We start from the raw sequence: 15,720 nt of genomic DNA on the forward strand, positions 1-15,720 counted from the left end.
AGATTTTAAACCATAAGTTTATTTACGGGTGGATCTTATATGATAATTATATATATATATATATATATTGATAAAAAGGTTAAAAATTCTTTAATAACCATTGAATATATGAAATATTTTAACTAATAAATTAACAATTATGTCTATAAATTCATACATATATTTATTTTTAGCAAATAAATAACCTTCATTAAAAAGGTTTATAGTTGCGATTTTAAAAAATAAAAAAGGTGAGTTTAACACCTTTATTAAATTTTTTTATTTTAAATATTTACTTTTTTAGGATGGATTTTTAGTTGAAATCAATAGTTTTTGAATCTTCTTTTAGCTTTTTTAGCCTTTTTTGCTGTTCATCAATTATCTTATTGATAAAATTGTGCATTTTTTCAACGGCATTATATGGTCTAATATAAAACGGTTCATATGGATTTGATATATATACCTTAAATTGAATTTTTTCTCGCAATTTTTTAAAGGCTTGTTCACGATATTTAATAAGTTCTTCCTTAGGATAAGTAATACCAATATTAGATAAATCAGATTCCTTTATTACTTTTCCATCAGAGGTAATAAATGTATTTCCAAAATCTTTATATTGTGAATATGTTTTTTCTAAAGTTTGAACTTGTTTGATATACTCTTTAACTAAATTAGCTCGTTGTTCAACATCTCAAAGAGTTGTTGTGTCGTCAATTGGACGATTTATCATATTGAAATAATCATAAATTTGATCTTCAATTTCTTCTATTTGAATTTCCAAAACATCTTCAAAAAAATTTTTAACCTTATTAATTTCGGATTCAACAAAACCACTAAATTTAGCACTTATTTCATCTTCCAATTCTTTATGATTTTTTGTATCCTTCTTTAAATCTCTTAATAAAGTATCTTTTTCTTCCTGAGTAAATGGCAATTTTTTACCACTAAAAACTTCGAATAATGCATTTATTTTTTGATCACTTGTTATTATAAAAGGTTCATCATCTTCATCTCAAGGAACATTGTGTTCTGGTTCATTTGGAAACAAAACTATTCCTTTATCATTGTTTAATAAAAAATCAAAACCTTGCTTGCCTTCTTTTGATCTATCATAATGTTTATATAAATTCTTGTAATAAAAATTATCAATTACATTCTTAATTTCTTCATTAGTTGGGTCACTAAGATCAATTTCAATTTTTGGTGCTTCGTTTTTTATATTATTTATAAGATTATTGTTAGTATTGATTGAATCAACTGAGTCTAGATTAATTGCATTCTTAATTAATAGATCTTTAATTGGTTTATTTTGTTTTATTAAGTCTGTAAGAACTTCTTTTGAATGATGTTTCTTTAAATCTTCATAAACAATTTTGGTATTATTGCCAAACTCTTGATTTTTATCTTTATTTGGAGTTTCTGGTTTCTTTGGTTCTGCTGGTTTTTCTGGCTTGCTTGGTTCAATTGGTTTTTTTGGTTCTTCTGGTTTAGCAGGATTTGCACATGATAGAGCTATAATTGGTGTTGCCAAAACAGGCAAAAATCCTAGAAAAAGTAATTTGCTTTTTTTCATTTTTTTTCCTTTCAATTTAGTATTTTTTATAATTATATGACCAACCAAAAAAAAAAAAAAATAGCGCTTTTTTTAAAGAAAAATCATATTTTAAATTAAAAATTTATGGCTAATTTAACTTACTATACACTTTTTTTCCATCACTTAATTTTTGTATAATATTTCTAATTTTAGGCTTAAAAAAACTAAAGTTTTATACTGTCATAAACCAATGCAAATAAAAACATAAATAATTCATTAATACATATTAATAAAAAACGCGATAAAAAAATGAAAGTCACAAATTAAGCTTAAATTAAACATAAAATAAATAGTTTATATATTAATATTTAAGAATTTTTTAACCGATATTTCATTTTTAAAAAATATATACTTTAATAATATATGTTATCGGCCTTGATTATACTCATTTTTTGTTTCACTAGAGGCATTTATAATAATTGATACACGAAATAAAATAATAAAAAACTCAAATCATTATTTGTGACTTGAGTCTAATTATTTTATTTTGCCTAATGTATTCTTATTTTTGGTTATTATCTAAATTTCCTTATTTAATTAGAATGTTCAATATTTTATTTTCAATATAAATAACTTTAATCACTTGCTTGTCTTTTAATCATTTTTTAATTGAATCAAGCTGCATTGCCTGCATAACAATTTCATCATTGTTCCAAATTGGTCGAATTTCTAACTGACCACGCAACTTTCCGTTAATTTGTACACCAATTTGCGGATTTTTTTCAATAATTAAATTAGTTTTGGCAATTGGTCATTTTTGGTAAAATATCGATTTTTCACCAATCATTTCCAAAAATTCTTCTGCTATATGAGGAGCGAAAGGTGAAAATAAAATAGCAAAGTTTTTAATAATTTCTAATGAATTAATTTTTTCAATATTCACAAGAAAATTAATAAAGACCATAAACTTGCTTATTGCTATATTAAACTTATATTTTTCAATATTTTCACTAATATCCAAAATAAGTTGATTAATATTGCTATCAAGTTCCTGATTTTCGTCAGTTATATCGATGTTTTTTCTTAATTTATCAACAATAAGATAAATTCTATCGAGTCATTTTCTAATTCCGTTGAGAGAATCTGTATTTCATGACTTTGGCTCAGTTAAGGGGCCCATAAACATCTCATATAACCTTAGGGCATCAGCACCATGTGATTCAACTAGACCATCAGGATTGATGACATTGCCAAGAGATTTTGACATTTTTTGTCCATCTGGTCCTAAAATTAAACCTTGGTTTATTAACTTTTGAAATGGTTCCTTGGTATTGACAATGCCTAAATCATATAAAAATCTATGTCAAAATCTAGCATATAATAAGTGTAATACGGCATGCTCTTGGCCGCCAATGTATAAATCCACTGGCAACCATTGATTAAATCTTTCCTTTGCTTCTTGACTATCAAGCGGCAAATATGTTCCGTCATCATTTTTTAAAATATAGGCCAGAAAATATCAACTAGACCCTGCTCATTGGGGCATTACATTAGTATCATGTCGATATATCTTATTATCAACTTCAACATATAATCAATCCTTAATGTTGGCAAGCGGTCCTTCTGTTGAGCCTGATGCTTTAATATTATTAACCTCAGGAAGTTTTACTAAATTATCAACTAAATAAATTTTATTATTTTCATCAAATAAAACCGGAAACGGTTCGCCCCAATATCGTTGACGTGAAAATACTCAATCTCTCAATTTAAAATTAGTTTTATTATCAACGACACCCATCGCATTTAATTTATGATAAATAACTTCTGTTGCTTGTGCTTTTTTAAGGCCATTTGCGATATCAGAATTAATATGTTTAGAATCGTCAACAAACGGTAACTTCTCCGCTTCTAATACTTGTTTAATAGTTAAATTATATTTTCTTGCAAACTCATAATCCCTGGCATCATGAGCAGGAACAGACATTATTGCCCCTTCGCCATAACTCATTAAAACATAGTCAGAAACTCAAACCGGAATATTTTCATTTGTTAGGGGATGGCTAACATATGCCCCAGTGAACAAGCCTGTCTTGTCTTTATTAAGTTGTGTTCTTTCAAGGTCGTTTTTTGTTTTTGTTATATTTATATAATCGATAATTAATTTCTTATATTCATCTGTACAAATTTCTAAAAGCAATGGATGCTCAGGACTAATAATAATCGATGAAACACCATAGATAGTATCTAATCTGGTTGTGAAGGTTGCAATATTTTTCTTTGAATTTTTAAGATTTCATCTAACAATATGACCTTGTGATTTTCCGATTCAATTTTTTTGTAATAATTTTAAACTTTCGGGTCAATCAAGGCTAGCCAATCCCTCTAGGAGTTTATCAGCATATTTAGTGATCTTTAGGACTCATTGCTTCATCGGCTTCTTGACGACAGGAAAATTACCGCGCTCCGAAACTTTTTGCCCGTTAATTTCAATAATTTCTTCGTTGGCCAATACTGTGCCCAATCCTTCGCATCAATTAACGTCAATTTCCTCAATTGAAGCAAGTCCATGTTTATATAATTCCTTAAAAATTCATTGAGTTCAGATATAAAACTTGGGATCAGTAGTGTTAATTTCTTTATCATAATCATATGAAAATCCCATTAGTTTTAATTGTCTACGAAAGTTATTAATATTTTTTATTGTGAAGGGGGCTGGGTGGTTTCCAGTCTTAATTGCATATTGCTCAGCAGGTAACCCAAAAGCATCTCAGCCAATTGGATGCAATACATCAAATCCGTTTAATCTTTTGTAACGTGAAATTATATCTGTTGCAGTATAGCCTTCAAGATGTCCAACATGTAAACCAGACCCCGAAGGATATGGGAACATATCAAGAATATAGGCCTTTTTATTGCTTTTTTTTGTTGTCTTAAATGATCTATTTTGTTCTCAAAAATCTTGTCATTTTTTTTCTATTAGTTTATGGTTATACATGTTATTAATTTTACATTAATATCTTTTTTTACAAATATAATGTTGTTTAATTTCTTACAAAAAACATTAGCACTGTTTTTACATAAATTATTGTAAAATTTAATATATTATTTTTAACTGTAATACAACAAAACAATAAAGGAAAAAATATGGCTGAAGAAAGTAAAGATTATAAAGACACATTATTAATGCCACAAACAGAATTCTCAATGAAAGCAAATCTTGCTGATAAGGAAATTATCTTCCAAAAAAAATGAGAAGATGAACAACTATATCAAAAAATTTTAGCTTCCAACAAAGGGAATAAAACATTTGTTTTGCATGATGGACCTCCATATGGGAATGGGAATATTCATGTTGGTCATGCGTTAAATAAAATCCTTAAGGACATAATTGTACGATTCAAAAATATGCAAGGCTTTTATGCTCCATTTACACCCGGTTGAGATACTCACGGGCTTCCTATTGAACACAAAATGTTAGTAGAGCGAAAAATGACTGCAAAAGATTTTTCAGTTGTGGAACTAAGAAGAGCATGTGAAGAGTATGCCCTAAGTCAGGTTGCAAAACAAATGGAACAATTTAAAAAGCTTTCATTGCTAACTGATTTTAAAGAAATTTATGTTACTTTAGATAAAAGATTTGAAGCACAACAATTAAGACTTTTTAAAAAAATGCTATTTGATGGTTTGATATACAAGGACCTAAAACCAATATATTGATCGCCTTCTTCACAATCTGCCCTAGCAGAAGCTGAAGTTGAATACGCAGACCATATTTCACCATCAATATTTGTTGCCTTTAAGATTACAAAAGGCAATAATATTGTTTGTAAGGATGAAAAACTAATTATATGAACAACTACTCCGTGAACATTAATTGCAAATTCAGGTGTAGCTATCAATTCAGAATTTGAATACATCAAAATAAAAGTTAATAATATTACTTACATTTTAGCCGAAGGCCTAGTTGAATCAGTTGCTCAACAATGTAAATGAGAAAAATATGAAATTATTAGAAGCAGTTTCAAAGGTAAAGACTTATTAGGAATAAAATACGAAAGTCCAATTAATAAACTAATTTGCCCAGTCGTTGAGGGGCACCATGTTACACTTGAAAATGGGTCAGGATTAGTCCATATGGCACCTTTATTTGGCGAAGATGATTTTATTATTGGAAATAAAAACAACCTTGAAAAAATTATGCACGTCAATGATGATGGGACATTAAATGAAAAAGCACTTCAATTTAAGAACATTTTCTATGATGATGCTAATCCATTAATTGGTAATTTCTTAGAGGAAAATAATTTGTTGCTTGGATTCAAAAAGATAAAACACTCATATCCTCATGATTGAAGAACCCATCTTCCAATTATGTATCGCGCCACTCCTCAGTGATTTGTATCTGTTAAAAAGATTAAAGATAAAATTCTAAATGAAATAAATAATGTTAAAACATATAACGAGTGATCAAAAAACCGTCTTGAATTAATGCTTGAAAATCGCGATACTTGATGTATTTCAAGACAACGAAGTTGAGGTGTTCCTATTATTGTTTTTTATGACAAAAACAAAAATCCAATATTGGAAGAAGAAATATTTGACTATGTCATAAATCTTATAGAAAAACATGGCTCAAACATATGATATGAAAAAACAGCAGACGAATTATTACCTAAAAAATATCAAAAACTTGGATACACTAAGGAAAATGATATTATGGATGTTTGATTTGATTCAGGATCAACTTCACTAGGCGTTAAACCAGCTGCTATTGAGGCGCCATTTGACTTATATCTTGAAGGTTCAGACCAATATCGTGGTTGATTTAATAGTTCAATGATAAATTCGGTTGCTTGAAGAAATAAAAGTCCCTTTAAGTCATTTCTATCGCATGGTTTTACCCTCGATGGCAAGGGGCGCAAGATGTCTAAATCATTAGGAAATACAGTTGACCCGCTAGAAATAGTAAAAAAATATGGTTCAGATATTTTAAGATTATGAGCTGCAAACTCTGAATACACGGCCGATATTACAATTGATAATAAGATTTTGGAACAAAATGTCGAAATTTATCGTAAATTAAGAAATACAATCAAATTTATGCTAGGAGCACTATTTGACTTTGATTTTAATTATGTTAGTCTTGAATCTATTCATGCATTAATGTTTGAAAAAATAAATAACTTGGAAGCTAAAATTCTATCTTTTTATGAAAATTATAAATTTGTAAATGTTATTAAAGAAGTAAATAATTTTATCATTGATTTAAGTTCTTACTACATCACAATTACAAAAGATATTTTATATCTAAATAAACAAGATAACTATGAAAGAAGACAAGTTCAAACCGTTTTTGCTAAAACCATTAAAACTTTATTGCAAATACTTGCTCCTATACTTCCAACAACTATGGAGGAAGTATATCAATATTATAACGAACCTAATAAGCAAGAATCTGTACACTTATTAAAATGAAATCTAAATAAAACTTTTTCAACAAAGCTAAGCGATAAATGACAAGAATTTTTTGATCTAAAAGACGAGGTTTATAGATTAATTGAAGAAAAGATTAAATTGCAAGAAATTAAGAGACAAAACGAGGCATTTGTAACTATTACAACTAAATCAGAATTCATAAAATCATTACCACTAGCTAAATTACTAATGATTGCTAAATTAACCATCGGAAACGAAATGAAGGTTGAAAAACGCGAATCATATAAATGTCTAAGATGTTGAAATCACTTTGAAAAAGATCAATTTAGTTTTAAAAATGAAATTTGCTTTAGATGCGAGGAGGTTATTGATGCAAGAAAATAAAAAGGAAAAATACTTTTCAAAAGAATATTGAAAAACAAATTGAAAATTCATTCTTGTTAACATAGCATTTTTTTTGGGAGCATTATTTATTTTCTTATTAATAGACCAACTTACAAAGGAATATATTTTTAGATGAAAAGATAAAAGCATTTTATCTCCAGATCTAGACTATGAAATCGGCAACAAATTTATAATCTTTAAATCAGTTTTTCACGCTGGCACTACGTTAGGTTTTTTTGAAAGCAATTTGCCAGTCTTGCACACATTTAGTTTTGCCATTATTTTAGGTTCACTATGAGGCGTAACTTTTGTTAGAGAAAAGCATTCAATATGCATAACTATTTTTCTTGGTTTAGTAAGTGCTGGATCTATGGGTAATATGATTGATAGATTTATATTCGGTGGCGTAAGAGATATTATGAATTTTCCGTGAGCAAACCAAGGAGTTTTAAATTTTGCTGATATTTGATTAGTTTTAGGAGCAATAAGTGTGGTTTTATCGATTGTAACCATACATTGAATAAAACATTATAAAAAGAACAAACTAACAAAAGACGAAAATAAGGTTTAACTAAACCTTATTTTTTTCGCTCTTTTTTCATATATTTGTTATATTTCCAAGTTTATAAATTAAAAATTTATAGGGAGGAAAAATGAAAAAATTAAGTGAAAAAGAATGCGATGAAATTGCTGGCGGATTTGCTATATCAGCCTTAATTACTTCTATATTAGGAGCAATTCCAATAATCACCTCAGCAATAAGCTCTACCGTAGGTCTAATAAGATCAGTAAATTCTTCAAAGGGCGAAATTAAAACCAAAGATTTCAATGCAAAATGGGAAGACACTGATAATAACATTGGCTTCAATGTTGGCTTTCATTACTGCTTGTAAATAAAAAACTAGGAAACTTTCCTAGTTTTTTATTATTAATCTTCTTTTTTGAAATAAGTACTTATTTTTTTGATTTTTCTAATATCTTGTTAAATCTTTCTACACGACCACGTGCCTTAACGTCTGTACGATTTCCGGTGTAGAATGCATGACAATTAGAGCAAACATCTAAAGATACTTTTTCAGCGGTTGAACCAAAAATAAAATCTGTGCTACACGATGAACATGTTGCATGAATTTCAGAATATTTTGGATGAATTTCCTTTTTCATAGAATATGCTCCTTATATATTATTTATTGAAGTTAATTAACTAGCAAAAATTATAACATAAAAGCGTTATTTTTTACTCATTAATATTTTTTCATTTTCACTCAACAACTTCTGGCATATCGTAGCCAAATTCATGAATATATTCATTATGTTCTTGTATTTTTTTGTTCATTAAATCGATAAAATTTTGTTCCTTAGAACCATATAATTTCTCTATTGCATCTTTAGCAATGTGATATCTATCCATTTCGCTTAATTGTCTGATATCAAAACTAGTTGTTATATCACCATTTTCACGATAACCATGAATAATTAAATTGTGATTTGTTCGATCAAAGAAAATATCTCTTATTAAACCTTCAAATCCATGGAAAGAAAACACAACTAGTTTATCTCTTGTAAATGCCTTATCAAATTCCTCGTCACTAATTCCACGTGGATCGATCTTAGGATTTCTTAATTTTAATAAATCAACAACATTAATATACTTGATTTTAAGCTTAGGAAAATGACTATGAACAATAGAAATTGCTGCTAGTGTTTCTAGGTTCGGTTCAACACCAGATGATGCAAAGACAATATCAGGCATTTCTGTTTCCTTAACATTTGAAGCTCAATCAATAACCTTATAGCCTTTTTCAACAAGTTCTTTTGCTTCATCGATATTGAAAAATTGTTCTCGCGGTTGCTTAGAAGCAACAATTAGATTGATAACATTTCTTTCAGTTAATGATTTTTCCATAACAGCCAAAAGTGTATTAGAATCTGCAGGCAAATATTCTCTTATTAATTCAGGACGTTTGTCGGCAAGATGGCCTAAAAGGCCAGGATCTTGGTGCGTATAACCATTATGATCTTGTTGAAATGCTGTTGAAGTTGCAATAATATTTAGAGATGGATAATCATTTCTTCATTTCAATTCTAAAGACTTCTTTAATCACTTCATATGTTGAGTTAACATTGAATCGATAACCCGTAAAAATGATTCATATGAAGCAAAAAAACCATGGCGTCCAGTCAAAACATAACCTTCTAAAAAGCCTTCAGCCTGGTGCTCACTTAATTGTGAATCAATAATTCTACCAACAGGACCAACAAATTCATCATATTTGTCCGAATATTCCTCTAACCATTGACGCTTAGTAACTCTAAAAAGTTCAAATAATCTATTTGATTTTGTTTCATCAGGACCAAAGACCCTAAAATTATCAGGATTTTTTGTTACAACATCAGCCATATATTTTCCCAGCTCAACCATATCCTGCCCTTTATTTTTACCAGGATATTCAACATTAGTAGCAAATTTTTCTCATGGAGATAAATCTAGATAGCGTGAATTGATTCCTCCGTTTGTTATTGGATTTGTTGCCATTCTTTGCTTACCTTTTGGAGCCAGGTTTTTAATTTCAGCTAGAATAGTTCCGTTTTCATCAAAAAGTTCTTCAGGTTTATATGATTTTAGTCACTTTTCTAACTCTTTAATGTGAGTAACATTAAAAGCACTAACAGGCAAGGGCACTTGATGTGCTCTAAAACTGCCTTCAATTGCTTGTCCATCTCAATCTTTTGGACATGTCCAACCTTTCGGGGTTCTAACAACTAGCATAGGCCATAATGGTCTTGTTACATTATTTGGCCCGACTAATTCTGCCTTAGCCTTAATATTTAGAATATCTTCAATAGCTTGATCCATAATTTCAGCCATTTCTTGATGAATTTCAACGCTAGTTTTATTACCGCTTCATTCAAAGAAATATGGATTTCAACCTAAACCTAAAAAATATTGTTCAATTTCCTTTTTTGGTTTTCTTGCTAAAAGAGTTGGATTAGAAATTTTCCCACCATTTAGATGAACGATAGGAAGAACAACGCCATCATTCACTGGATTAATAAACGAATTTGAAAATCATCCAGCACAAAGGGGCCCAGTTTCGGCCTCACCATCGCCTATAACCGCAGCTGCAATCACACCAGGATTATCCAATATTGCTCCTGTTGCATGCGATAATGAATAGCCTAACTCTCCACCTTCATGAATTGATCCAGGTGTTTCAGGAGCAGCGTGACTTGCTGTTCCACCAGGAAATGAAAAACGCTTGCACATTCGTTGTATCCCTTTTTCATCCTGTGAAATTTGGGGATAAATTTCTGAATAAGAACCATCCAAATATGAGTTAGATATCATGACTTGGCCACCATGTCCAGGACCCTCTATATAAAACATATTTAAATCATATTTATTAATAACACGGTTTAAATGGGTATAAATAAAATTTTGTCCAGGAATTGTTCCTCAGTGACCAATAGGATATAATTTAATATCATCTTTTGTTAATTCTTTTTTTAATAATGGATTGTTTCTTAAATAGATTTGAGCAACACTTAAATAATTAGCTGCTCTAAATCACTTATCCATTAATTCAAAATATTCTTTTTTATCAAAATTACTATTCATATTCCTCCATAATATATTTTTGCAAAAAATATAGTAATAATATTTTACATCAATTTATTAAGAAGTAAAGGGGTTAATAGCTAATCATACATAAAAACAAAAAATGCCCTACAATAAACATAGTCATTTTTTTAAAAACACATTTTATTGTCAATTTCTCCAAAAAAGCGTATGTAGAGTTTCTTGATTTAATGACAACTGTATTCTTTTTTGTTATATCAATTTATTATAATTTTCTACAATAGTTTTTAGTTATAAAAAGCCATTTTTTTAACATATGTTTAATAACTAAATCTAGACCATTTACTGAAAATAAATTTTAATTGAGAATTTTATTTGTTTTGTGATGAATTACAACTGATAAATAAATATAATTTAATTTTTTGATGTTTCAATATATGAAACTACAATATTTGGCGTATCTCTATTACAATTTCTTTTTTTACATAATCAATAAACAAAGAACTCAAACCTCTTATTTCTTCTTCTTCTTCTTTTCTTTTAGCTATTTCCTATTAGCAACTAATTAAAAAATCCAAGCACAAATGTGACTGGATTTTTTATCTATGTTCAACAAAAGCAAGTAATTTTATAATCCTAATTCCTCATCAGTCGGAATATCTAGATTTGAACCAACATAAGCAAAAATTTCGGGACTTTGTTTTAAATATTTACCATCTAAAATTCTTTGAACAGATTTTATCGTATCTTCCAACGAAACATAAACACCGGGAGATTTTGTAAAGTGTTCAGTCATAAAGAAGTTTTGAGTAAAGAAATTTTCCAATTGAAGAGCCTTTTTAACTGCATTCTTACTTTGTTCATCTAATTCATCAAATCCTAGAATCAAAATAACATCTTCAAGGTCTTTATATGCTTTTAAAATTCTTTTTGTTTCTATGATAGCGTCAAAGTGTGCTTTACCAATAATTTTTTCATCAACAGAATGTGATGAAGAAGCTAGAGGGTCAAAAGCAGGGAAAATATTTTTTGAGGTTTGATTACGCGATAAAACAAGATTACCATCAAGGTGGTTAAATACTGCAACGGCTGATGGATCACTTAAATCATCCATTGGCAAGAAAATAGTTTGGAATGATGTTATTGATCCATTTTTGTTTCTAAATAATCTATTTTCAACATTAGCAACATCTGATTCTAATGTAGATTGATAACCACCTACAGAAGGTTTTTTACCCAATGAAGCAGAAACCTCATTTTCAGCCTGAATAAAACGATAAATATTATCAATAAATAATAAGACATCATCTTTTTCATAATCTCTTAAATATTCGGCAGCTGTAATACCAATTGGTACAATCGACATTCTAGCTCCTGGTGATTCATTCATTTTTGAAATATACATTACTGAATTCTTCATTAAATTTGATGATTCTAACTCATCAAATAATTCAATAGCTTCACGTGATCTTTCTCCGGAACCAATAAAAATATTTGAAGTCTTTGTTGATTTTTTATTAACATTAAAAATAATTTCCTTCATTAAAACAGTTTTACCAACGCCGGCACCACCAAATATACCCAATTTATATCCTTTAATAATTGGCATAAAGAAGTCAATTGCCTTAATTCCTGTTTCAACTATTTCTAGATTACTCTCTAGATAGCGATCGTTATTAATAATTGAATTCATTTCAATATATATAGGTTTTGTTCCACGTTTTTCAAGTAACGGTTTTCCCTCAAATGAATAGATATTATTTTTGGAACCTGAACCAACTGGAACCATAAAACTTTGTTTGGTATTAATAATTTCATCATTGATGTTAATTTCTTTTGAAGAATAGATAATAATAGCTCTAATTGTTTCCTCATCAATAATTCTTTTTACCAATAAATAAGTTTTGCCGTCATTCGTTGTTAGTAATTGATTAACTAATGGCAACTCTTTTTTATTAAATTTAACTTCAATAATGTCAGATCATAATTTAACTATTTTTCCCATTATTTATCTCCTAACTTTTTAGCAACTAATTCTAAATATTCCTTACTAAATTCAACAAACTCATGTTCATATTCAACATCTCATCCTAAATTTAAATAATCTGAATATTGTTTTAAAGCATATGCAAAAAAGTTTTTCATAATCTTATCATCATAATCTGTACTTGTTTGCATAGTATTATAAGCATTTTTAGCTTCCTGATTTGTTTCAATTAAAAGATCGATAAATCTTAGCGCTTTTTCTTCATCCTTAATTCCATGTAATATAGTTCATGAAATTAGTTTAGACATCAATAAAACAAATTTATTCGAATATAATGTATATCCTTTTTGAATAAACATCTTATCAATCATTTTTCCTTTGTACAATAATGTTGCGGTTTCTTTATTCAATTCATAATCAAGAGCAGCAAGTTTTAAATGTCTCTTATATTGTTTAAAGATTTTGCCTACTTCTGAAGCTACTTTTGACATAATTCTATTTTGTACTGATGAACCAGTTCTTGAAACTGATAAATTAATATTGATAGCCGGTAAAACACCTTGAGAAAATAAGTCAGCGCTAGTTACAATTTGACCATCAGTAATTGATATAACATTAGAAGAAATTAATGAAGTTATATCGCCATCAATAGTTTGTAAAATTGGCAAAGCAGTAATTGTTTTTCTATTTTTAAATGAACCAGCACGTTCTAATAATTGTGAATGAGCAAAAAATATGTCGCCGGGCATTGCTTCCTTACCAACAGGCTTATCAGTTAATAAAGCAATTTCTCGAATAATATTAGCATGCTTTGTTAAGTCATCAAATATAATAACAACATCATCAGTTAATGAAATGTTTTCAGCATGTGCCATACCTACATACGGAGCTAGATATTGCTCGTATGCACTAGTAGCAGGCGCATCAACAATAATAGTATTTTTTAAAGCATCATGTTCTTTTAAGGTATTATAAATTTTAGATATGCTTTCTCTTTTTTGTCCAATTGCAACATAAACACACTTGGTATTGGTTTTTGCTTGATTTAAGATAACATTAATTGCTATATGAGTTTTTCCGGTTTGTCTATCCCCAATAATTAATTCACGTTGTCCTTTTCCGATAGGAATTAATAAATCTATTGATGTGAATCCTGTATATAGTTGCTCATTTAATGTTTGAACACTCATTAATTGATGAGCAAGTTTAAATGTGGCACTTTCAGGATCATTTTTTTGTTTTTCAACAGCAAGCTTTTTAGGTAAAACAAGATCTCCAAAAATATCGACTACATTTCCAAAATGTTGTTTTGAAGTAAATACATCACGCTTTTGGGTAGCGATTATTGTATCATTAATTTTTAACTCTTTATTTTCATTATTAGCTAATAAAAACGCGTGATCATTTGTAGCGCTAATAAGAATTAATTTAATATTTGTATCTCTTTCGCAAACAAATTGTTGTCCTTGTTCATAAGGAAATTGTCCTGATACTTCAACAATATAACCAAAAATAGAAATTATCTTGGGATTTTTATTTGGTTTAGCATTACTATTTTCCATTTTCTTCTCCTTTATTATTCATAAAATAACTTTTTTTAATATATAACTTCAAAATTCCTGCTATGTCTGAGAAATATAAAATAATGTTAGGCAAGAATTCAACATAATATCCATCTTTTATTAGGTCCTTAAGAATCTCATTATATAATTTTTCGAAGTCATTATTTCATTCAAATTCTTCATTATTCACATAAATTAATGGAACTTTTTTATAAATGCTAAATATAGCGTTTTCTTCGAAGTTAACAATAAAATTGGCAAATTTTATAGGTAGATAATCCATAAGTGATTTCTTAATTCTCTCTAGAAAGTCAATTACACGGGAATCCTTTGTATTAAAATTACCTTTAAATAAAATAGTTGAAATAAGTTTATTAAAATCAATTAATTTAATTTCATTTTGATTTTTTTGATCTTCAAACCAGAACAAAATTCTATCTTTATTTCCATCTATTAATATAGATTTTTTTTCAGGCATTTTTCTCCTTAAAATAAGTTAAATAATAAAACAACATTATTATAACCATAATTTCCTAATAATTTAGGAATTGATAATAAAAAAATAATAGCAAAGCCATTATTTTTCTACAATAGGATATACTGAAGCAAATTTTCTATTAATTCTATTTTCGAATTTTACAATACCATCTATTAAAGCAAATAATGTATCATCTTTTCCTTTGCCTACGTTATTGCCAGGAAAGATTTTTGTTCCTCTTTGTCTATAAATAATGCTTCCGGCTGTTACAAATTGTCCATCAGTAGCCTTAACTCCTAATCTTCTACCAGCCGAGTCTCTACTATTCGAGGTTGTTCCACCAGATTTCGTATGTGCCATGTCTTATTTCTCCTTAATTTCTGTAATTTGAACTTTTGTATAAGGTTGACGGTGACCTAATTTACGTTTATGAGTTGATTTAGCATTGTGTCTATAAACAACAATTTTCTTTGCTTTCCCTTGTTTTTCAATGATACCTAAAACAGAAGCAGCTTCTAAATATGGAGTTCCAATTTTATTTTCGACTGCTAAAACTTTATCAAAAACAACCTTGTCCCCTGCATTTCCATCGATTTTTTCGATATAAATAGAATCGCCTTTTTTAACGATTAATTGTTTACCACCTGTTTCGATAATTGCAAACATTTAAAATCTCCTTATATTTTGTCACATCTTTGAGGTACTTTTAAAAAGTTTAAAAACCTGTTTAGAATGGTTACTCTATAAGTAACTTGATAATTTTACCACAAATTTGCGTAT

General features: G+C 28.6%; 12 protein-coding genes. 3 read left to right on the top strand and 9 right to left on the bottom strand.

Translation table 4 applies throughout. The features are described 5' to 3' along the window. Positions 1-292: 292 nt before the first annotated feature. Together ACWXVK_RS01765 and leuS are read right to left on the bottom strand one after the other, a co-directional pair. Complete coding sequence (locus ACWXVK_RS01765) at positions 293-1,552, bottom strand: hypothetical protein (RefSeq protein WP_456017061.1); 1,260 nt, start codon at positions 1,550-1,552, stop codon at positions 293-295. A 550-nt stretch (positions 1,553-2,102) separates the two neighbouring features. Beyond that, positions 2,103-4,508, bottom strand: a complete 2,406-nt coding sequence (leuS, locus tag ACWXVK_RS01770) for a leucine--tRNA ligase (RefSeq protein WP_456017062.1) — start codon at positions 4,506-4,508, stop codon at positions 2,103-2,105. Between the two features lie 149 nt (positions 4,509-4,657). Between leuS and ileS the strand changes: the two genes are divergently transcribed. The 3 genes from ileS (at position 4,658) to ACWXVK_RS01785 (ending at position 8,226) form a co-directional block, all read left to right on the top strand. After that, on the top strand, positions 4,658-7,333 hold the full coding sequence (gene ileS / locus ACWXVK_RS01775; RefSeq protein WP_456017064.1) for an isoleucine--tRNA ligase: 2,676 nt from the start codon (positions 4,658-4,660) through the stop codon (positions 7,331-7,333). After that, on the top strand, positions 7,320-7,904 hold the full coding sequence (locus tag ACWXVK_RS01780) for a signal peptidase II (protein ID WP_456017065.1): 585 nt from the start codon (positions 7,320-7,322) through the stop codon (positions 7,902-7,904). Before ileS ends, ACWXVK_RS01780 begins: the two co-directional genes overlap by 14 nt. An 82-nt stretch (positions 7,905-7,986) precedes the next feature. Further along, positions 7,987-8,226 (top strand): hypothetical protein, encoded by a 240-nt coding sequence (locus tag ACWXVK_RS01785; protein ID WP_444704768.1) that lies wholly within the window; start codon positions 7,987-7,989, stop codon positions 8,224-8,226. Positions 8,227-8,287: 61 nt separating this feature from the next. On the opposite strand, the gene rpmE is transcribed toward ACWXVK_RS01785, so the two are convergent. The 7 genes from rpmE to rplU all read right to left on the bottom strand — a co-directional run bounded on the left by rpmE (position 8,288) and on the right by rplU (position 15,606). After that, positions 8,288-8,497, bottom strand: coding sequence for a 50S ribosomal protein L31 (gene rpmE / locus ACWXVK_RS01790; protein ID WP_438340297.1), 210 nt, complete (start codon positions 8,495-8,497; stop codon positions 8,288-8,290). Positions 8,498-8,570: 73 nt separating this feature from the next. Next, positions 8,571-10,952: a phosphoketolase family protein gene (locus ACWXVK_RS01795; RefSeq protein ID WP_456017066.1), complete on the bottom strand. Its 2,382-nt coding sequence runs from the start codon at positions 10,950-10,952 to the stop codon at positions 8,571-8,573. A gap of 589 nt (positions 10,953-11,541) precedes the next feature. Continuing rightward, positions 11,542-12,918 carry an MSC_0618 family F1-like ATPase beta subunit gene (locus ACWXVK_RS01800; RefSeq protein ID WP_456017067.1) on the bottom strand — a complete coding sequence of 459 codons (1,377 nt, stop codon included), beginning with the start codon at positions 12,916-12,918 and terminating at the stop codon, positions 11,542-11,544. Continuing rightward, positions 12,918-14,462: an MSC_0619 family F1-like ATPase alpha subunit gene (locus tag ACWXVK_RS01805; RefSeq protein ID WP_456017068.1), complete on the bottom strand. Its 1,545-nt coding sequence runs from the start codon at positions 14,460-14,462 to the stop codon at positions 12,918-12,920. The genes ACWXVK_RS01800 and ACWXVK_RS01805 overlap by 1 nt, the downstream gene beginning before the upstream one ends. Next, on the bottom strand, positions 14,452-14,940 hold the full coding sequence (locus tag ACWXVK_RS01810) for an MSC_0623 family F1-like ATPase-associated protein (RefSeq protein WP_438340301.1): 489 nt from the start codon (positions 14,938-14,940) through the stop codon (positions 14,452-14,454). The genes ACWXVK_RS01805 and ACWXVK_RS01810 overlap by 11 nt, the downstream gene beginning before the upstream one ends. A gap of 99 nt (positions 14,941-15,039) precedes the next feature. Next, positions 15,040-15,300, bottom strand: a complete 261-nt coding sequence (gene rpmA, locus ACWXVK_RS01815; RefSeq protein WP_438340302.1) for a 50S ribosomal protein L27 — start codon at positions 15,298-15,300, stop codon at positions 15,040-15,042. 3 nt (positions 15,301-15,303) lie between these two features. Beyond that, positions 15,304-15,606 (bottom strand): 50S ribosomal protein L21, encoded by a 303-nt coding sequence (gene rplU, locus ACWXVK_RS01820; RefSeq protein WP_455993612.1) that lies wholly within the window; start codon positions 15,604-15,606, stop codon positions 15,304-15,306. Positions 15,607-15,720: the final 114 nt, after the last annotated feature.

It is taken from the genome of Mycoplasma sp. 3398 (assembly GCF_053851555.1).